Genomic DNA, 18011 nt, shown 5'->3' with positions numbered 1-18011 from the left:
AAACCAACCAGCGACTAACCTTCAACTGGAAAATCCAGTTTCGGATCAGTCTGTCTGTTTGGCGACTAAAGCGAGCTAAATCAGCGTTTCAGCGTCAGCACCGCTTCGGTGGAGCGGCATATATGGGGGGCTTTCGAGTCGGTCAACCGCATTTTTGCAATTTTGTTGCGGAGCGCTGCAACCGACTGATTATCTGTCATATTTCCTGAAATTTACACATCTTTGCCCTTTCCCCCTTCCCGCAAGCCCCTCAACCACCCCATAAGGCCCACACGCTTTCTTTACCCGGCCCTTCTATCGGATTTCCTGGCAAGATGCCCGGAAAGGCGGGCTCTCACGGACGCATATTCCATGAACGACGGTCGCATACCCGCCATCAGTGTCGCCCTCAGCGTTTATAATGGAGAGCGATTCCTGGCGTCCGCCATCGAGAGCATCCTGACGCAAAGCTTCACCGATTTTGAATTCCTGATTCTGGATGACGGCTCGAAGGACGGTTCGCGCGCCATCATCGAATCCTATGCCGCCCGCGATTCACGCATCCGCCCGATCTTCCGCGCCAACAAGGGGCTGATCGTCAGCCTCAACCAGCTGCTGACCGAAGCCCGCGCCCCGATCGTCGCCCGCATGGACGCCGACGACATCTCCCTGCCCGAACGCTTCGCCCGGCAATATGCCTTCCTCCAGCAGAATCCCGACCATGGCGTCGTCGGCTGCTGGACGGAGGAGATGGACGACACCGGCGCCCTGTGGCCGCTGTGCATGTCCGGCCATCCCGTCACACATGAGGCCTTTCTGCAGGCCATCGAGGATGGCGCCCCGCTGCTGTGCCACCCCGCCGTGATGTATCGCCGCGATGTGGTGCTGGCGGTGGGCGGCTATCACGCGGCCTTCCAGCATTGCGAGGATCTGGACCTCTGGCTGCGCCTGGCCGCCGTCACCCGCATCGCCAACCTGCCCGAGCGGCTGATCCGCTATCGCCATTATCCCGATCAGGTCTCCAGCCGCCATGCCGCGCGCCAGCAGATCGGCGCGGCCATCGCCAAGCTGGCCTATCAGGCTCGCAAGGCCGGGCGCCCCGATCCCACCGAGCATCTCGACCACCTGCCCGAGATCGACGATCTGGATAAGGTCTTCGGCGCTCAGGGTCTGCCCCAGTTCGTGCGCGGCAAGGTCGCCCATGGCGTGCTCTATTCCCTGCAGAGCCTGCGCGACGAAGGGTTCGACCTGATTCTGCGCTATCTGGCCGATGGCGGCGATCATCATGGCATGTGGCGCACCGTGGCCCGGCTGATCCGCTTCGGCTCCCCCTGGCGCGCCGCCAGGCTGGCGCTGGCGCTGATCAAATCCTGATCGAATCCAGAGGGTAAGACAGCCCGGCAGGGCAGGCGCACAATCAGGCCCGCATGCGTCAAACACACCATGTTCAAACGCGCAAGAATCGTGTATCCTTTCCCGCTAGGCGGTAACTAGCCGCATTCAAGGAGAGGATAGCCATGGGCACGCTTTCAGCCGCCCTGGCGTTGGGCATCGCATCCCTGGCAAGCACCGTGGCGGCTTCTGCCGTCGCGGGAGATCTACCTGTGCGTGCCGACGTCACGCAACCGGGCCTGTCATCGCAGACCCCTATCGGCAGCGACACCATCACGCTGGCCAGAGATCGCTTCGATCGCATGACCATGCCGATCACCATCGCCGGCCACGGCACCTTCGACTTCCTGATCGACACGGGCGCGCAACGTTCGGTGCTGTCGAACGGGCTGGCGATGCAACTCGGCCTGACGATGGGCAATCCACTGCGGGTCACAGGGCTGGCCGGATCGCAGATGGTCAACACGGTGCAGGTCGCCGGGATGCAGCTGGGCAAGCGCACCATCGACACGATCACCGTGCCGGTCTTCCCTGACACCACCATGGAGACTCAGGGCATCGTCGGCATCGACGGGCTGAAAGACCGGCGCATTCTGCTCGATTTCCGCGGCAAGCGCATGGCCATTGAGGATTCGGCCAAGCCGACGCCCGATGATGGCTATGAGATCGTCGTCTCGGCCCGCAGGCGCGGCGGCCAGCTGGTGATGAGCCATGCCGTGATCGACGGCATCGACACCGACATCATCATCGACACCGGCGCCGATGCCGCGGTGGGCAACCGCGCGCTGCAGAAAGCCATGGCGGCCCATACAGGCACGGCCGTCACGCTGAGCAGCGTCACCGGTCAGACCATCGACGCCGAACTGGGCGTGGCCACCCATCTGCGCATCGGCCGCATCCAGATGAGTCAGGTTCAGATCGCCTTCGTCGATTCGCCCGCTTTCGAAGCGCTCAAGCTGACCAGACGCCCCGCCCTGCTACTGGGCATGCATGAATTGCGCGGCTTCGGACGGGTGGCGATCGACTTCCCGCAACGCAAGATCCTGTTCGATGTCGACAGCTAGCGCATGAGCTGACGGCACGGCCCCCAAAGGGATCTTGCGACAGAAACCCCGGCCTTTCGCAGGTGGCCGGGGTTTTTGTTTACCCCTTGCGCCCCTACATGAAGCCTTATGCCGCCAGAAACACACACCTCCTCTGCCCCGATTCGCCATGATGGCTGGGCCACCTTGCGCCGCTTCCTGCCCTATCTGTGGCCGCGCGACCAACCCGGGCTGCGCCTGCGCATCCTTGGCGCCTGCGTGATGATTCTGGCGGCCAAGGCGATCACCCTCGCCCTGCCCTATGCCTATAAGCAGGCAGTCGATCTGATGACCCGTCCCGCGCAGGGGCCCAGCGCCTTCACCGCCGCCTTCGTGCTGGTGATGGCCTATGCGCTGGGCCGCTTCGCCAGCACCGGCTTCGACAATCTGCGCAACATCATCTTTGAACGCGTCGGCCAGGAGGCCACCCGCGCGCTGGCAGAGGATGTGTTCCAGCGGCTGCACAACCTCTCGCTGCGCTTCCACCTCGCCCGCCGCACCGGCGAGGTGACCAAGGTGATCGAGCGCGGCACCAAGAGCATCGACAACATGCTCTATTTCCTGCTCTTCAACATCGCCCCCACGGTGCTGGAGCTGGCGGCGGTCGCCCTGATCTTCTATCTGCACTTCGGATGGGGGCTGGTGCTCTCCACCGCGCTGGCGATCGCGGCCTATGTCGCGGCCACGCGCTGGATCACCGAATGGCGCACCCATCTGCGCGCCACGATGAACCGGCTCGACGGGCAGGCGCTGGCCCGCGCCGTCGATTCGCTGCTCAATTACGAGACGGTGAAATACTTCGGCGCCGAACAGCGCGAGCTGCAGCGCTATGGCCAGTCCGCCCGCGCCTACGCAAGCGCGGCGGTGGCTTCGGAGAACTCGCTGGGGCTGCTCAACATCGTGCAGGGGCTCATCATCAACCTGCTGATGGCCGGCGCCATGAGCTACACCGTGTGGGGCTGGGCGCATGGCCGCTTCACCGTGGGCGACATGGTTTTCGTCAACACCTATCTGGTGCAGCTCTTCCGCCCGCTCGACATGCTGGGGATGGTCTATCGCACCATCCGGCAGGGGCTGATCGACATGTCGAGCATGTTCGCCCTGATCGACACGCCCGTCGAGGTGGCCGACGCCCCCGGCGCCCCTGCCCTGCTGGTGCAGCGCCCCGGCGTGGTCTTCGACAATGTGGTCTTCGGCTATGAGAAGGACCGCACCATCCTCCACGGCCTCTCCTTCGAGGTGCCCGCCGGGCAGCATATCGCGCTGGTCGGGCCCTCGGGCGCGGGGAAGAGCACCATCGCCCGGCTGATCTTCCGCTTTTACGATCCGTGGTCGGGCCGCATCCTGATCGATGGGCAGGACATCGCGCAGGTGACCCAAGCCTCGCTGCGCGCCCATCTGGGGATCGTCCCGCAGGATTCGGTGCTGTTCAACGACACGCTGGGCTACAACATCGCCTATGGCCGCGACGGCGCCAGCGAGGCCGAGATCCACGAAGCCGCCCGCGCCGCCGCGCTGATGCCGCTCATCGACCGCCTGCCCAAGCGCTTCGACACCGAAGTGGGCGAGCGCGGGTTGAAACTGTCAGGCGGCGAGAAGCAACGCGTCGCCATCGCCCGCACCTTGCTTAAGAACCCGCCGATCCTGCTGCTGGACGAGGCCACCAGCGCGCTCGACACCCGGACCGAGCAGGAGATCCTCTCCACCTTGCGCGATCTTTCCGCCAAGCGCACCAGCCTGTCGATCGCGCACCGCCTCTCCACCATCGCGGACGCTGACCGCATCTTCGTGCTGGCCGATGGCCGCATGGTGGAAAGCGGCACCCACAGCCAGCTGCTGCGCCACGATGGGCTCTATGTCGAAATGTGGGCGCGCCAAGCCCATGAGATGGAGCAGCTGAACCAGGCAGCCGAATAAAAAGGGCCGGAAAGCATCCTGTGCTTTCCGGCCCCGGTCATGTTTTCCGATGGCGCTCTTCTGGGGGAAGCGCCTCAGCTCTGCATCAGAAGCTGGCGGTCAGCGACAGCACAGCGACCGACTTGGCGGCGCGGAAGGTCTGCTGCGGGTTCAGGTTGCCCAGCTGATCGGTCAGCGGCGCCTTATAGGCATCCGACTTGCCGATGTTGGTGCCCACCGCCGAGAGATCCAGCGTCAGGTTCTTCCACTTGTAGGAAACGCCCGCCGTGTAATCGAGGTATTCCTTCACATAGTTGAAGCCGCCGCCGGTGTGGCCGATATGCGCATGCACCGTGATCGGCGTCTTGGGCACCGCGAGGCCCAGTTCGAAATACTCATACATGTTGTACTTGGTGGGCGTGTTGAAATAGGTGAAGTAGCTCTGCTTGGGTGCCCAGTTCAGGCCCGCCTTGGCCGTGACCGGGCCATAGGCCTTGGTCAGCGAGCCATAGAGCTCGTAATACTCGTTCAGATCGTTGCCGGGATAGAGATAGCCGTACAGGCCACCGTCGAAGGTCAGGCCGGTCTTGCCGATGGCATGGGTGTAGCCGCCGTAAACGTCGATCTCGCTGCCGCCGATGTTCACGGTCGAATTGCCGGCCGTGGCACCCGAAGCCCAGGTCGCGACATAGAAGCCAGACTTGTGGCTCAGCGTGATCGAAGCCTGCCCGGTCGCCTTGTTGTCCGACTGCGAAATACCACGGAAGCGATACTGCGAAACGATCGCCGCGCTGCCCGTTACGGTGAAATCAGGAGTGGGCGCCGGAGCATCGTCAGCGAAAGCGACATTGCTGGCAAAAGCCACGGTCAAAGCCGCAGCGGCACAAGCAAACTTGATCTTCATAAGGAGCCCTTTTCCGTTATTATGAATTCGGGTTCCATCCTGCGCATCCGGCGCCGGCTCTCCTTATATTCGGGAGCCGTTCTTCCGGATGCCCAAGAGCTATCAGTCCAGTTTGCAGCGCACAACATCGAGCATGGCCAACACGCCATATTAGAATGTTACTGTGCTATTTCCGCAACGCAACATTATGTTGCTGTGCAGGGTTAAGGTATAAAATTCACATAGCATCCGGCCAGATGACAGCCTGCGCCACCTTGGCGTAACTGCCTTCCACATCCCAGGTGATCGCCGGCGAGCCGTAAAGCTGCCAGCCCTGCGCCAAAGCTTCGGACACGCGCTCGCAAAAGGCGCGGTCGTCCTTGCCGGTCAGCAGGCGGTAAACGGGCTTGCCGTCGGGCGGAGTGGACATGGCGATAGGCTCCTTCGGGTTGTGGGGGGCCAGTGGTAGCGGTTTGAAGGCAGAAGGGAAAAGGAAGATGCGAGGGGGTTACCCCCTCGCGCTCCCGGAACGTCTTCCGACGGAAGGGCAGTGGCGCCCGATTGTCGTGCGCGAACTCTCCAACAGCGTAACGAAAAGGCGCCGCAGGCAGTAAGCCCCAGCGCCTTTCCATCGTTCATGCCTGCCGCGCAGCGAGCTTAGCCCTGTGGCCAAACCCGATGCGCAACGTAGACACCAAGGGGAGCGCGAGGGTGTAACACCCTCGCACTTTCCCTTTCCTTTAAAGGATATACTTCGACAGATCGGTATCCTTTGCCAGCCCTTCCAGCTTTTCGCTGACATAGGCCTCATCGATCACGATGGTTTCGCCCCGGCGGTCCTCAGCCTCGAAGGACAGTTCCTCCAGCAGCTTTTCCATCACCGTCTGCAGGCGGCGGGCGCCGATGTTCTCCACCGCCTCGTTCACCTGGGCGGCGATGCGGGCGATGGCGCGGATGGCCTCGGGCGTAAAATCCAGCGAGACCTGCTCGGTGCCCATCAGGGCGCGATACTGCGCCACCAGATTCGCCCGCGTTTCCGAAAGGATGCGCACGAAGTCATCCTCGGAGAGCGCCTTCAGCTCGACGCGAATCGGCAGACGGCCCTGAAGCTCGGGCAGCATGTCGCTGGGCTTGGCGACATGGAAAGCGCCGCTGGCGATGAACAGCACATGGTCGGTCTTCATCGGCCCGTATTTGGTGGCGATGGTGGTGCCCTCGATCAGCGGCAGCAGGTCGCGCTGCACGCCCTCGCGCGAGACCGAACCGCCGCGCACATCGCTGACAGCGATCTTGTCGATCTCGTCGATGAAGACGATGCCGTTGCTTTCGGCATTGGCCAGCGCCACGCGGGCGACATCATCCTGATCCATGCGCTTCTCGGCTTCCTCGTCGAGCAGCTTTTCCCAGGCATCGGCGACGCGCAGCTTGCGGCGCTTGGTGGGCTTCTGGCCCAGCGCCTTGCCCATCATGTCCGACAGGTTGATCATGCCGATGCCGCCGCCCATGCCGGGGATCTCCATCGGGGCGGCGGGGGAATCCTCCACCTCGATCTCGACCTCGACATCGGCCATCGCGCCTTCCTCGATGCGCTGGCGGAAGCTCTCGCGGGTGGCCTCGCTGGCATTGTCGCCCACCAGCACCTTGAGCAAACGCTCCAGCGCCGCCTTGCTGGCCGCCTCACGCACGGCCTCACGGCGGCGGGCCTTTTCCAGCCGAATCGCTTCCTCGGCCAGATCGCGGCCGATCTGCTCGACATCGCGACCGACATAGCCAACCTCGGTGAACTTGGTGGCTTCCACCTTCACGAAGGGCGCATCGGCCAAGCGGGCCAGACGGCGGCTGATCTCGGTCTTGCCGCAGCCCGTGGGCCCGATCATCAGGATATTCTTGGGGGAGACCTCATCGCGCAGATCGGCGGCGAGGTGCTGGCGGCGCCAGCGGTTGCGCAGGGCCACGGCCACGGCGCGCTTGGCGTCCTGCTGGCCGATGATGTGTTCGTCCAGCGCACGGACGATCATTTTGGGAGTCAGACTGTCTTGCATGGGGTTCAACCAATCGTTTCGACCGTCACGCGGTCGTTGGTGAAGACGCAAATCTCGGCGGCCACGGCCATGGCGCGGCGCGCGATCTGTTCGGCGTCTTCCTCGTAATCGGACACGGCGCGCGCGGCGGCCAGAGCGTAATTGCCGCCCGAGCCGATGGCGGTGATCCCGCCTTCGGGCTCCAGCACATCGCCATTGCCGGTGAGCACCAGCATGGTTTCCTCATCCGCCACGATCATCAGCGCTTCAAGGTTGCGCAGGTACTTGTCGGTGCGCCAGTCCTTGGCGAGTTCGACAGCGGCGCGCATCAACTGGCCGCGATGGGCTTCCAGCTTGCGTTCAAGGCGCTCGAAAAGGGTGAAGGCGTCGGCGGTGGCGCCCGCGAAACCGGCAATGACCTTGCCATCTCCGATGCGCCGCACCTTGCGTGCGTTGGGCTTCATCACCGTGTTGCCCATCGACACCTGGCCATCACCCGCGATGACGGTCTTGCCGCCCTTCTTCACGCCGACGATGGTGGTGCCATGCCACTGGATCAGCCCGTGGCCAGCTTTCGTAGTATCCATGGAAAGGCATATGGTGGCCCGTCCGGAATTGTCCAGACCACCTTATGCCTCAATGGGATCAGGTGCCGCCGGGGCCGCCGCCACCGCCGGCGCCGGGTGCGCCACCGCCCATGCCGGTGCCCACGGTGCCGATGTTGCCGAACAGATCCTCGAAGAAGCTGCGCTTCTTGCCCAGCGTGGGGGTGAAGCTGCCATCGGGATTGAGCCGCACGACCTTCTCGGTCCCGGCGCGGTCGAGGCGGGCGACATTGCCCTGCGGATCGAAGCTGACGCGCAGAATGGTTTCAGCCGTGGTGCGCGGGCGATGGAAAGCGGTCTGCTTGGTGTCCATCGACACGTAATACCAGGCTTCCTTGCCATATTGCGAGACGAAGGTCGGGCGGCCCAGCGTATGCTCGACCGACTGGCGGTTATCGATCCCCACCATCACCGAATCGACCAGCGCCGTATCCACCAGATAGCCGCGATGATCCCGGATGGAGGTGCAGCCGCCTGCCAGCAGGCTCAGCGCCGCGGCGCCCATCACCAGTCCCACCGTCTTGGTCTTGACCCGCCCAGCTGATTTGACCCGCATTGCCTTGTATTGCTCCAACTGTCCCCGACTGGCCCGGTGGAGCGCCATCGCTCCCCATTGCCAGCGCCCGGATCGATCCTGTAGGCAGGGCCAGCCTTAGGCGTCCTTGCCCTATATCGCAATGGCGCTTCGCGCGAAGCCATTGAACCGGCGCTGAACAAGGGACACATGGGGCCAGCTGAAGCGCCCCGCAGGCGTTCCCGGCAGCAACGCCCAACACAGGAATCCCAGAGCCCATGGCCCGCACATCGCTTCTTTCCCGCCTGCTGGGCCCTCGCGCAGACGAACACGCCAGCGTGCGCCCCTTGTGGCATGCACTGGTGGGCGCGGCGCGTGAGAAGAGCTGGTATGCCGATCTTGGCGTGGCCGATACGCTGCCGGGCCGCTTCGACGCGATCACGCTGGTGCTCAGCCTCGCGCTGCTGCGGATGGAGCATGAGGAGGCGCTCAAGGCCCCTTCCGTGCTGCTGACCGAGCTGTTCGTCACCGATATGGACGGCCAGCTGCGCGAGACCGGCGTGGGCGATATGGTGGTGGGCAAGCACATCGGGCGGCTGATGAGCGTGCTGGGCGGCCGGATCGGCGCCTATCGCAGCGCCTTGCAGCAAGCTGACGATGCAGCGCTGGCCGAGGCCCTGACCCGCAACATGACCATGAATGAGGGCACGGAAACGGCAGGCCTTGCCGCCGCCGTGCGCGCCCTGTTCCAGCGGCTGGAGAGCCTGCCGGCCTCCACCCTGCTGGCAGGAGAGATTTGAATGACCCCCGAGTTTACCCGTATCATCGACATCCGCCATCTGGAGGACAAGCCCGTCACCCTCACCGCCAGCGCGGAGGAATGCGCGGCGCTGGCCAAGCGCTTCCTGCTGGTTGCGGTGAATCAGCTCGAGGCCACCGTCATCCTCACCCGCGATGGCGCCAATGTAACCGCCAAGGGCCGCCTCAAGGCCGATTTCGTGCAGAGCTGCGCCGTCTCGGGCGAGGATCTGCCGATGAAGGTGGATGAACCGCTGGACTTCCGCTTCGTCCCCGCGAGCAGCATCGCGCCGGAAGATCTCTCCGCCGATCAGGAGATCGAGATCACCAGCGACGATTGCGACGAGATCGAGTTCGAAGGCGAACGCCTCGATCTGGGCGAAGCGGTGGCGCAGAGTCTGGGTCTGGCCATCGATCCCTTCGCCACCGGCCCCGAGGCCAACCGCGTGCGGCAGAAATCGGGCCTGCTGGGCGAGGATAAAACGGGGCCCTTTGCCGCGCTGGCGGCCCTGAAGAACCCCAAACCCTGACCCCCCTGGCGCGCTGAAAACGAAAACGCCCCGCAGAACGATCCGCGGGGCGTTTTTCTGTCTGATGCGCCTGACCGGGCTCAAAATGGGATATCGTCGTCCAGATCCTCGGCGAAACCGCCGCCCGAACCGCCACTGGTGCGGCCCCAGTCACCGCCGCCGCTCTGGCCGCCGCCGCCCGAGGTCCGGCCCCAATCGCCGCCACCCGAGGCACCGCCCGAACGAGCGCCGCCGCCGGAACCACCGCCCCAGTCGCCGCCGCCCGAACGCTGGCCACCGCCACCGCCCATACCGCCGCCGGCACCGCCACCGGGCGCGCCATCCAGCATGGTCAGCACGCCGCCGACACCCACCGAGATTTCGGTGGTGTAGCGGTCATTGCCGCTCTGGTCCTGCCATTTGCGGGTGCGCAGCTGGCCCTCGATGTAAACCTTGCTGCCCTTGCGCAGAAAACGCTCGGCCACGCCGACCAGCCCGTCGGACTGGAGGACCACCGAATGCCATTCGGTGCGCTCCTTGCGTTCCCCGCTGGCCTTGTCCTTCCAGTTTTCCGACGTGGCGATGCGCAGATTGGCGATGCGCCCGCCGTTCTGGAACGACTTCACTTCCGGATCGGCCCCAAGGTTGCCGACCAGAATGACTTTGTTGACGCTGCCTGCCATCTCTTCCTCTTGCGCGTGACGGGAGCGCTACAGGCCGAAGGCGAGCGCGCTCCAATAGGTGATACCGGCAAAGAGGTAAGCCAAGCCGAACAGATAGGCCAGCATGAAGCTGGGCCATTTCCACCCATTTGTTTCACGCCTGGTCACGGCAATGGTCGACATGCACTGCGGCGCGAAGACGAACCACGCCAGAAAGGCCAGCGCGGTGGGCAGCGGCCAGTTCTTTTTCAGCTGCGCCGAAAGAGCCTCATCGGTCTTTTCCTCATCGCTGCTGGAAACGGCATAGGTGGTCGCCAGCGAGGAGACCGCCACCTCGCGCGCCGCCATCGAGGGGATCAGCGCCAGGGCGATATCGCGGTTAAAGCCGATGGGCTTGACCACCACCGCCAGCCCATTGGCGATATGCCCCGCGAAAGAGGCATCGACCTGATCCTTGCCCGGCTCGGCGCGCGGGAAGTTAAGCAGCAGCCACAGGATCACCGCCACCTGAAAGATGATCGTGCCCGCGCGGCGCAGGAAGATCCACGCGCGCTGGAACAGGCCCAGCGCCAGATCGCGCCCACGCGGCATCTGGTACTTGGGCATCTCCATGATGAAACCGCTGGCCTTGCCCTTGGTGATCGTGCCGCGCAGCAGCAGCGCCACCACCATCGCGCCGACGATCCCCGCGACATAAAGCGCGAACAGCACCAGCCCCTGCAGGCCGATGATCCCGCCCGGGCCCATCGGCGTGTTGGGGATCACCGCCGCGATGATGACGCCATAGACCGGCAGGCGCGCCGAGCAGGTCATCAGCGGGGCGATCAGGATGGTGGTCAGGCGGTCCTTGGGATCGGTGATGCTGCGCGTCGCCATGATCCCCGGCACGGCGCAGGCGAAGCTGGAGAGCAGCGGGATAAAACTGCGGCCCGAAAGGCCCACGCCCGCCATCAGCCGGTCCATCAGGAAGGCGGCGCGCGCCATATAGCCCGAGGCCTCAAGGCTGAGGATGAAGAAGAACAGGATGATGATCTGCGGCAGGAACACCACCACCGCGCCCACGCCGGACAGCGCGCCATCGGTGATAAAATCGCGCAGCAGCCCGGCGGGCATTTCGCCCTTCACAAAGCCGATGATGAGGTCGACCACGCCTTGCAACCCGTCCTGAAACGGCTTGGCCCAGGAGAACACCGCCTGAAACACCACGAAGAGCAGCGCGAAGAGGATGATCGGCCCCAGCCAGGGGTGCAGCAGCACCTGGTCCAGCCGCGAATGCAGCCGGTGCTTGGCGCTTTCGGAAATGATGGCGGCGCCCGCGATGGCATGGGCCTCCATGCGGCGCTCGGCCATATCGAGATGGGCGCGGGGATGCACGCTGCCTGCTCCGACACGCGCATGCGCCTCGGCGATGGCCTCGGCCAGTTCGGTCAGGCCGCGGCGGCGCACCGCCACGGTGGGGATCACCGGCACGCCCAGCGCCTGCGCCAGAGCGGCGGGATCGAGCGTCAACCCGTCGCGCTCGGCCAGATCGATCATGTTGAGCGCCACCACGCAGGGGCGCCCCAGCGCGATCACCTCTTGGGCAAAGACCAGATGCTGCTCCAGATTGCTGGCGTCCAGCACGACGATCAGCACATCGGGCGCGGCCTCTCCGGACAACTCGCCCAGAATGACGCGGCGGGTGACCTCCTCATCGGGGCTGGTGGCATCGAGGCCATAGGAGCCGGGCAGATCGGTCAGCTCAATGGTTTCGCCGGTGGGCAGCGGCAGGCGGCCCGCCTTGCGCTCCACGGTGACGCCGGGATAGTTGGCGATCTTCTGCCGCGCGCCGGTCAGCGCGTTGAACAGCGCGCTCTTGCCCGCATTGGGGTTGCCGACCAGCGCGGCGCGCTGAAGGCGGGTGGTTTCGGCAGGGCGAATGGCTTCAACGACCGTCATGGCTCAGATCGCCTCGACCGTCATGGCCTTGGCATGCACGCGGCGCAGCGCCACGGTCATGCGTCCGATGGTGATCGCCAGCGGGTCACGCCCGGCCCAGACACCACGATGCGACACGCTGATGCGTGCCCCCACATCCAGCCCCAGCGCCCGCAGCCGCTGCGCCTCTTCCGCCACCAATGCCGACCAGTCGACAGCCAAAATCCGCGCGGGCGTTTCCAGCGGCAGATTGTCGAGCGTGATGGGCGGCAGAGTCGTCACGGAATGCATGGACATGCGCTGCCAGAAAGCGTGAGGGATTGCAACTGGTTCGCAATAACTGCGTTAACCTTTATGGCGCAGGATAACGCAGCCTTCCCAACAGGCGCACCAGGCTGAAATGCTCACGATCGGCGCGGAACAGCTGGGCTTTGGCCTTTTCGAACCGCATGATCCCGTCGATCCGGCGATCGAGGAAGGCCAAGGTGTCGGCCTTGCCCTCGCTATGGTCATCAACCCACACCGCCAGAGTCGCGGCATAAACACCCGCCAGCGTGGCGCGCTTGGTGTAATGGTTGATGTCCACCGCCGTATCGCCTGCCAGACGCCACATGGCATCGGCACTGCGCCAACCCAGCTTCGTGGCGGCGGCCAGATGGCGCGGATCGGCCATGATGGAGAGAACGCGGCGCAAGGCCTCCTCACGCCCGGCCTGCGCCTCAAGGCGGAAGGCGACCAGCGCGCGAATCCGCGCGCGGATCTTCATCGCCGCCAGTGTTTCAACGGGCAGCGCCTTGGCCATCGCCACATCGACCGAACCGGCCAGCGCCTCGATCATCGCCATCGGCCCCTCGCTGAAGGCATAGGCGGCGACATCGCCGTTCACGCCCAGCTGCTCGGCGGCGGCGCGCACCGCCGCCTCGCTCCAGCCGTCGAAAGCGGCGGCATCGGCGATGGCAGGGGCCAGCAGCAGCCGCAGATCGTCGAGCGGCAGGTCAGCGGAGGCGGCAGCAGCGCTCATCACAGGCTGGGCCCGTAGGAGGAACGGCCGCCACCCGCCTTGGTCCTGGCGTTCGTGTTGATCTCATTGGTCATATTGCCCGAGCGGTCTTCCTGCTTGGCATAATCGCGCGCGGTGCGGCCCGCGCTGTCCGAACGGTCAGGGTTGGCGCCGGCCTTCAGCAGCAGGCGCACCATGCCGACATCGCGGCGATGCACCGCCGAGATCAGCGGCGTTTCGCCGGTGCCGTTGCTCTCATCAGGGCGCGCGCCGGAATTGAGCAGCAGCTCCATGCCTTCAGCGTAGCCGATGTTGGCGGCGGTCACCAAAGGCGTCTCGCCCTTGTTGTTCTTGGCGTTCGGATCGGCGCCGCGGGCCAGGAAATAGTTGATCCAGGGCGTATCGCGCCGGGCCACCAGAATGTGCAGCGCGGTGTCACCCGTGGAGATGTCATGGGTGTTGATGATCTGGTTGCCGGGCTCGGAGAGCGTGTTGTTCACATCGCTCATCTCATTGTTGCGCACCGACTCGAGGAACTTGTAACCCTTGGAGAAATTCTGGGCCTGCGCCCCGCTGGCGACCATGACCAGCGCCAGAGCGCCAAACAGACCAGAACGCAGCATACGGGCGCCCTTCTGCGAAATCCGCGACCTCATCACCTTCGTCATTCTCCTCATGCGCTCCGATGACGGCCCCCGCCTTCCAGTCATCGCAAGCAGACAGATCAAGGCCAGCTGGCACCTTGCGCGAGAGGCTTTAGCAGAGCATGAACCGGCGCGCCATGACGAACGCCCACCCCCGACGCAAGTCCAAAGCCGCCCTTTTGCCAAGGGCTTTTCTGGCCGCGCTGATGCTCTCGCTTTCCGCCTGCGGATCGAGCGGAACGCAGGCCGACAAACCGCCGCTGGCCGATGCGCAGGTGGGCGGGCCCTTCACGCTGGTGGACAAGAACAACAAGACTGTGCGCTGGTCCGATTTCGACGGGCGCTATCGCATCGTCTATTTCGGCTACACCTACTGCCCCGATGCCTGCCCCACCGATATGGCGGTGATCGGCCATGCGCTTGAGAAGCTGGAAAAAAGCCATCCCGCGCTGACACCTCGCGTGGTGCCGATCTTCATCACCGTCGATCCCGAGCGGGATACGCCGCAGATCGTCGGGCAGTTCGCCGCCGCCTTCTCGCCGCGCGTGGTGGGGCTGACCGGCCCCAAGGCCGAGATCGACAAGGCCGCGCAGGAATTTGCCGTCTATCATGACCGCGGGGCCTCCACGCCGGGCGGCGGCTATCTCATCAACCACAGCCGCACCGTGCTGCTGATGGGCCCCAGGGGCGAGCCCATTGCCATCCTGCCCGCCGACAGGGGCCCCGACGCCATGGCCGACGAGATTGTCAAATGGGTGAAGTGAAGCCCTTCTGGGAGCAGCCGCTCTCCACGCTGAAGCGCGATGAATGGGAAGCCCTGTGCGACGGCTGCGGCCAGTGCTGCCTGCACAAGGTGGAGGATGACGACACCGGCGACATCTATCACACCAATGTCGCCTGCAAGCTTTTGGACCTGCGCAGCGCGCGGTGTTCGGATTACAAAAACCGTCGCAATTTCGTGCCAGACTGCGTGCGGCTGACCCCGCGTCTGGCCCATACCTTGCCATGGTTGCCTGACAGCTGCGCCTATCGCCTGCGCGCCGAAGACCTGCCGCTGCCCGAGTGGCACTATCTGGTCTGCGGCGACCGCGAGGCGGTGCATCGCGCGGGCTTTTCGGTGATCGGCAAGGCGATCAGCGAGGAAATTGCCGGGCCGCTGCACCAGCATATCATCTGGGACGGCGAACCGATGGAGATCGAAGTGGTCGAGGATGATGAGGAGAAACATGGCGGTCCTGCCTGATTTCCTGCGCCGCTCTTTCGGCAGAAGCGCCGAGCGGGAGGCCGATGTGCCCCCGGCGATCGAGATCGGCGGGCGGCAGATCCCCGTCACCATCCGCCGTCTGGCCCAATCGCGGCGCATGGTGATGCGCCTTGCGCCCGATGCCAGCGAAATCCGCATCTCCATGCCGCGCTGGGGCCGCACCGCCGAGGCTCTGGCCTTCGCGAAATCGCGCGCCCTGTGGCTGGAAGCGCAACTGGCGCGCCATGTACCGCCCGCGCTGCTGGGCGATGGCTCCAGCCTGCCCTTTCGCGGCATGGTGCTGCGTATCGATCATATGGTTTCCGCGCCGCGCCGGCCTGTCGTGATGGAAAGCACGCTGCGGCTCGGCGGGCCGGCGGAGGGTCTCGACACCCGCATCCGCCGCTGGCTTCAGGCCGAGGCCAAATTGCTCTTCGCTGACGATCTGGCCTTCTATTGCGCCCGCGCCAAGGTGGCCCAACCCACACTCACACTACCCACGCTGGCGCTGACCAATGCGCGCTCGCGCTGGGGCAGTTGCTCGGGCAAGGGGATCATCCGGCTCAACTGGCGGCTGATCATGGCCCCCGATGCCGTGCGGCGCAGCGTGGTCGCCCATGAGGTGGCCCATCTGCTGCATTTCGACCACTCGCCGCGCTTCCACGCCTGCCTCGCCAGGCTGTTCGAGGGCGACATCGAAGAGGCCAATCGCTGGCTGAAACGCCATGGGCGCGGGCTCTACGGCATTTTAGGATAAGCAAGCACTGGCGCCGCGCGCTGACTCGCACTATCTGCAGGCTCATGCTTTTTTCGCGCAAGAACTCGATGTGGAAGGATGTCAGCCCCTCCGGCGCCGTGAAGGACTTTGTCACGGTGTTCCGCGATGCGGGCACGGCGCGCTGGAAAATCGCACTGCTGGCCGCCAGCTGCACCGCCCTCACCTTCTCGATGCTGACGCGCGAGGAGCATCGCGTGCCTCAGCGCCTGCCCTACATCACCTACATCACCAGCTGGCAGGATGGCCGCAGCGACGCCGAGATCAAGGCCAGCAACATCGCCAACCAGAAGCTGAAAGAAAAGGAACAGGCCGAGGCCGAGCGCGACGCTCAGGAAACGCGCGACCTCTACAAGGCGCTGGGCCGCGCCTCGGGCATGGACGTCGACGCCATCGAGGCCAAGGCCAAGGCTGACGATGCTGCTGCGGCCAAAGCCAAGGCCGACGCCTACAATCCCCAGCCCGCCGCCAAGCCCCAACCCGCTCCCAAGGCCAAGTGACGCCCGAAGATCAGCGCTGGCTGGCCGCCACCGCAAGGCTGGCGATGCGCGCGCGGCCCTTGTGTGCGCCCAACCCCGGCGTGGCCGCGCTGATCGTGAAGGAAGGCCGCGTGATCGCGCGCGGCTGGACCCGGCCCGGCGGCCGCCCCCATGCCGAGGCCATCGCTCTGGCCGCCGCCGGAGACCAGGCGCGCGGCGCCACGATGTTCGTCACGCTGGAGCCCTGCGCTCATCAATCCACGCGCGGCCCGGCCTGCGCCGATCTGGTGTCCGCCTCGGGCCTCGCCCGCGTGGTGGTGGGCTGCGCCGACCCTGACCCACGCACGGCAGGTTTCGGCATGGAGCGCATCCGCGCCGCCGGGATCATCGCAGAGCTGGCCGATTCGCCTGAATCGCGCGCCAGCCTCGAAGGCTATCTGATGCAGCGCCGCTTTGGCCGCCCGCATGTGACGCTGAAGCTGGCCACCTCGCTCGACGGCTGCATCGCGCTGGCCAGCGGTGAATCGCAATGGATCACCGGGCCGGAAGCGCGCGCCCACACCCACGCCATGCGCGCCCGCGCCGATGCGATTCTGGTCGGCGGCGGCACATACCGCGCCGACACCCCCCGGCTGGATGTGCGCCTGCCCGGCCTTGAGGATCGCAGCCCTGAACGCTGGGTGCTCACTCATGGCGAAGTTGCGGACGGCTGGAACGCCTTGCCCGCTCCGCAAGCCATCACCGGCATGGCCCATATCCAGAACCTCTTCATCGAGGGCGGCGCGGGAGCAGCCAGCGCCTTTCTGCGCGCCAATCTGGTGGACCGCATCCTGCTTTACCGCGCCCCCATCGTCATCGGCGGCGGGCGCCCCTCCATCGGCGACATCGGCCTTTCCCGCCTTGCCGATGCCCACAACCGCTGGCAGCTTTCATCGCGTCGCCAACTCGGCCAAGACACGCTCGACATTTACGAGGCACACCCATGTTCACCGGCATAGTCACCGCCATCGGCACCATCCACGAAGCCAGGCAGGAAGGCGACCTGACCGCCACCATCACCTGCCCCTACGATCCCGAGGGCATCGCCATCGGCGCTTCCATCGCCTGCTCGGGCGTGTGCCTGACCGTGGTGGACAAGGGCGGCGTGACCGATGACGCCTGGTTCACCGTCAACATCTCGGGCGAGACTCTGGCCCGCACCGCCGCAGCTCATTGGCACGAGGGCGCCGCGCTGAATCTGGAAACCGCGCTGAAGCTGGGCGACGAGTTGGGCGGCCATATCGTCACCGGCCATGTCGATGGCGTGGGCTCGGTGGTCTCGATCACGCCGGTGGGCGATTCGCTGCGCTTCGAGATCGCCGCGCCTCACGATCTGGCGCCCTATATCGCCGCCAAGGGCTCGATCACCGTCAATGGCGTGTCGCTGACGGTGAACGATGTGGTCGATCAGGCGGACGGCACCTGCCATTTCCTGCTCAACATCATCCCGCATACCGCCGCCGTGACGACCATCGGCGCGCTGAAGGTCGGGGATCAGGTGAATCTGGAGATCGATGTTTTGGCCCGATATTTGAAGCGGATGCAGGCTTTGAAGGGGTAAAAGGGAAAGATG

The 18011-nt window shown here is 65.0% G+C and carries 22 protein-coding genes; 12 read left to right on the top strand and 10 right to left on the bottom strand.

Annotation, left to right across the window (positions count from 1 at the left end):
* From SR3_RS32280 to SR3_RS27950, 4 genes are all read left to right on the top strand, one after another.
* The coding region (locus tag SR3_RS32280) for a hypothetical protein (protein WP_218018900.1) at positions 1-209 on the top strand (209 nt) is incomplete at its 5' end.
* Between the two features lie 142 nt (positions 210-351).
* Positions 352-1353, top strand: coding sequence for a glycosyltransferase family 2 protein (locus tag SR3_RS27960; RefSeq protein WP_068093905.1), 1002 nt, complete (start codon positions 352-354; stop codon positions 1351-1353).
* A gap of 143 nt (positions 1354-1496) precedes the next feature.
* The gene (locus SR3_RS27955; protein ID WP_068093901.1) at positions 1497-2435 is read left to right on the top strand and encodes a retropepsin-like aspartic protease; all 939 of its coding nucleotides are present in this window, start codon (positions 1497-1499) and stop codon (positions 2433-2435) included.
* A gap of 108 nt (positions 2436-2543) precedes the next feature.
* Positions 2544-4370, top strand: coding sequence for an ABCB family ABC transporter ATP-binding protein/permease (locus SR3_RS27950; protein ID WP_068093897.1), 1827 nt, complete (start codon positions 2544-2546; stop codon positions 4368-4370).
* Positions 4371-4455: 85 nt separating this feature from the next.
* On the opposite strand, the gene SR3_RS27945 is transcribed toward SR3_RS27950, so the two are convergent.
* From SR3_RS27945 to SR3_RS27925, 5 genes are all read right to left on the bottom strand, one after another.
* Positions 4456-5253, bottom strand: coding sequence for a TorF family putative porin (locus SR3_RS27945; protein WP_068093895.1), 798 nt, complete (start codon positions 5251-5253; stop codon positions 4456-4458).
* Between the two features lie 217 nt (positions 5254-5470).
* Positions 5471-5662 (bottom strand): DUF1737 domain-containing protein, encoded by a 192-nt coding sequence (locus SR3_RS27940; protein ID WP_068093890.1) that lies wholly within the window; start codon positions 5660-5662, stop codon positions 5471-5473.
* Between the two features lie 310 nt (positions 5663-5972).
* On the bottom strand, positions 5973-7274 hold the full coding sequence (gene hslU / locus SR3_RS27935) for an ATP-dependent protease ATPase subunit HslU (protein WP_068093880.1): 1302 nt from the start codon (positions 7272-7274) through the stop codon (positions 5973-5975).
* Between the two features lie 5 nt (positions 7275-7279).
* Complete coding sequence (gene hslV, locus SR3_RS27930) at positions 7280-7840, bottom strand: ATP-dependent protease subunit HslV (protein ID WP_068093878.1); 561 nt, start codon at positions 7838-7840, stop codon at positions 7280-7282.
* Positions 7841-7898: 58 nt separating this feature from the next.
* A complete protein-coding gene (locus tag SR3_RS27925; protein WP_068093877.1) occupies positions 7899-8414 on the bottom strand; it encodes an outer membrane protein assembly factor BamE in 516 nt (171 codons plus the stop codon).
* Between the two features lie 236 nt (positions 8415-8650).
* Between SR3_RS27925 and SR3_RS27920 the strand changes: the two genes are divergently transcribed.
* A complete protein-coding gene (locus tag SR3_RS27920) occupies positions 8651-9172 on the top strand; it encodes a ubiquinol-cytochrome C chaperone family protein (RefSeq protein ID WP_068093875.1) in 522 nt (173 codons plus the stop codon).
* Complete coding sequence (locus SR3_RS27915) at positions 9173-9700, top strand: YceD family protein (protein ID WP_068093873.1); 528 nt, start codon at positions 9173-9175, stop codon at positions 9698-9700.
* A gap of 80 nt (positions 9701-9780) precedes the next feature.
* Here SR3_RS27915 and ssb read toward each other — a convergent pair whose 3' ends face one another.
* The 5 genes from ssb to SR3_RS27890 all read right to left on the bottom strand — a co-directional run bounded on the left by ssb (position 9781) and on the right by SR3_RS27890 (position 13881).
* The gene (ssb, locus tag SR3_RS27910; RefSeq protein WP_068093871.1) at positions 9781-10362 is read right to left on the bottom strand and encodes a single-stranded DNA-binding protein; all 582 of its coding nucleotides are present in this window, start codon (positions 10360-10362) and stop codon (positions 9781-9783) included.
* Positions 10363-10389: 27 nt separating this feature from the next.
* Entirely contained in the window at positions 10390-12279 is a 1890-nt protein-coding gene (feoB, locus tag SR3_RS27905; RefSeq protein ID WP_068093870.1) for a ferrous iron transporter B, read from the bottom strand.
* A 3-nt stretch (positions 12280-12282) separates the two neighbouring features.
* Positions 12283-12522: a FeoA family protein gene (locus tag SR3_RS27900; RefSeq protein WP_068093919.1), complete on the bottom strand. Its 240-nt coding sequence runs from the start codon at positions 12520-12522 to the stop codon at positions 12283-12285.
* Positions 12523-12610: 88 nt separating this feature from the next.
* Complete coding sequence (locus tag SR3_RS27895; RefSeq protein ID WP_068093914.1) at positions 12611-13279, bottom strand: COQ9 family protein; 669 nt, start codon at positions 13277-13279, stop codon at positions 12611-12613.
* Complete coding sequence (locus tag SR3_RS27890) at positions 13279-13881, bottom strand: ankyrin repeat domain-containing protein (RefSeq protein WP_068093917.1); 603 nt, start codon at positions 13879-13881, stop codon at positions 13279-13281. The genes SR3_RS27895 and SR3_RS27890 overlap by 1 nt, the downstream gene beginning before the upstream one ends.
* 158 nt (positions 13882-14039) lie before the next feature.
* On the opposite strand from SR3_RS27890, the gene SR3_RS27885 reads away from it, so the two are divergent.
* The 6 genes from SR3_RS27885 to SR3_RS27860 are packed head-to-tail and all read left to right on the top strand — an operon-like array spanning position 14040 to position 17999.
* On the top strand, positions 14040-14666 hold the full coding sequence (locus SR3_RS27885) for an SCO family protein (protein WP_068093868.1): 627 nt from the start codon (positions 14040-14042) through the stop codon (positions 14664-14666).
* Positions 14654-15145, top strand: coding sequence for a YcgN family cysteine cluster protein (locus SR3_RS27880; RefSeq protein ID WP_068093864.1), 492 nt, complete (start codon positions 14654-14656; stop codon positions 15143-15145). Before SR3_RS27885 ends, SR3_RS27880 begins: the two co-directional genes overlap by 13 nt.
* Positions 15129-15902 carry a M48 family metallopeptidase gene (locus tag SR3_RS27875; RefSeq protein ID WP_068093860.1) on the top strand — a complete coding sequence of 258 codons (774 nt, stop codon included), beginning with the start codon at positions 15129-15131 and terminating at the stop codon, positions 15900-15902. The genes SR3_RS27880 and SR3_RS27875 overlap by 17 nt, the downstream gene beginning before the upstream one ends.
* Positions 15903-15946: 44 nt before the next feature.
* Positions 15947-16420 (top strand): hypothetical protein, encoded by a 474-nt coding sequence (locus tag SR3_RS27870; protein ID WP_157099168.1) that lies wholly within the window; start codon positions 15947-15949, stop codon positions 16418-16420.
* Positions 16421-16464: 44 nt separating this feature from the next.
* Positions 16465-17397 carry a bifunctional diaminohydroxyphosphoribosylaminopyrimidine deaminase/5-amino-6-(5-phosphoribosylamino)uracil reductase RibD gene (ribD, locus tag SR3_RS27865; RefSeq protein WP_068093912.1) on the top strand — a complete coding sequence of 311 codons (933 nt, stop codon included), beginning with the start codon at positions 16465-16467 and terminating at the stop codon, positions 17395-17397.
* Entirely contained in the window at positions 17382-17999 is a 618-nt protein-coding gene (locus SR3_RS27860; protein ID WP_068093843.1) for a riboflavin synthase, read from the top strand. The genes ribD and SR3_RS27860 overlap by 16 nt, the downstream gene beginning before the upstream one ends.
* Positions 18000-18011: the final 12 nt, after the last annotated feature.

Source organism: Novosphingobium rosa NBRC 15208 (genome assembly GCF_001598555.1).
In the GTDB taxonomy this organism is placed as follows: Bacteria; Pseudomonadota; Alphaproteobacteria; order Sphingomonadales; family Sphingomonadaceae; genus Novosphingobium; species Novosphingobium rosa.
Note: the sequence above shows the minus strand (reverse complement) of the source record. Positions and strands in the feature narration are given on the sequence as shown.

Bases quoted from the DNA above. Each gene is read 5' to 3' on its own strand.
- SR3_RS27960 (WP_068093905.1), top strand. From the start codon at position 352: ATGAACGACGGTCGCATACCCGCCATCAGTGTCGCCCTCAGCGTTTAT.
- SR3_RS27955 (WP_068093901.1), top strand. From the start codon at position 1,497: ATGGGCACGCTTTCAGCCGCCCTGGCGTTGGGCATCGCATCCCTGGCA.
- SR3_RS27950 (WP_068093897.1), top strand. From the start codon at position 2,544: ATGCCGCCAGAAACACACACCTCCTCTGCCCCGATTCGCCATGATGGC.
- SR3_RS27945 (WP_068093895.1), bottom strand. From the start codon at position 5,253: ATGAAGATCAAGTTTGCTTGTGCCGCTGCGGCTTTGACCGTGGCTTTT.
- SR3_RS27940 (WP_068093890.1), bottom strand. From the start codon at position 5,662: ATGTCCACTCCGCCCGACGGCAAGCCCGTTTACCGCCTGCTGACCGGC.
- hslU (WP_068093880.1), bottom strand. From the start codon at position 7,274: ATGCAAGACAGTCTGACTCCCAAAATGATCGTCCGTGCGCTGGACGAA.
- hslV (WP_068093878.1), bottom strand. From the start codon at position 7,840: ATGGATACTACGAAAGCTGGCCACGGGCTGATCCAGTGGCATGGCACC.
- SR3_RS27925 (WP_068093877.1), bottom strand. From the start codon at position 8,414: ATGCGGGTCAAATCAGCTGGGCGGGTCAAGACCAAGACGGTGGGACTG.
- SR3_RS27920 (WP_068093875.1), top strand. From the start codon at position 8,651: ATGGCCCGCACATCGCTTCTTTCCCGCCTGCTGGGCCCTCGCGCAGAC.
- SR3_RS27915 (WP_068093873.1), top strand. From the start codon at position 9,173: ATGACCCCCGAGTTTACCCGTATCATCGACATCCGCCATCTGGAGGAC.
- ssb (WP_068093871.1), bottom strand. From the start codon at position 10,362: ATGGCAGGCAGCGTCAACAAAGTCATTCTGGTCGGCAACCTTGGGGCC.
- feoB (WP_068093870.1), bottom strand. From the start codon at position 12,279: ATGACGGTCGTTGAAGCCATTCGCCCTGCCGAAACCACCCGCCTTCAG.
- SR3_RS27895 (WP_068093914.1), bottom strand. From the start codon at position 13,279: ATGAGCGCTGCTGCCGCCTCCGCTGACCTGCCGCTCGACGATCTGCGG.
- SR3_RS27890 (WP_068093917.1), bottom strand. From the start codon at position 13,881: ATGCTGCGTTCTGGTCTGTTTGGCGCTCTGGCGCTGGTCATGGTCGCC.
- SR3_RS27885 (WP_068093868.1), top strand. From the start codon at position 14,040: ATGACGAACGCCCACCCCCGACGCAAGTCCAAAGCCGCCCTTTTGCCA.
- SR3_RS27880 (WP_068093864.1), top strand. From the start codon at position 14,654: ATGGGTGAAGTGAAGCCCTTCTGGGAGCAGCCGCTCTCCACGCTGAAG.
- SR3_RS27875 (WP_068093860.1), top strand. From the start codon at position 15,129: ATGGCGGTCCTGCCTGATTTCCTGCGCCGCTCTTTCGGCAGAAGCGCC.
- SR3_RS27870 (WP_157099168.1), top strand. From the start codon at position 15,947: ATGCTTTTTTCGCGCAAGAACTCGATGTGGAAGGATGTCAGCCCCTCC.
- ribD (WP_068093912.1), top strand. From the start codon at position 16,465: ATGCGCGCGCGGCCCTTGTGTGCGCCCAACCCCGGCGTGGCCGCGCTG.
- SR3_RS27860 (WP_068093843.1), top strand. From the start codon at position 17,382: ATGTTCACCGGCATAGTCACCGCCATCGGCACCATCCACGAAGCCAGG.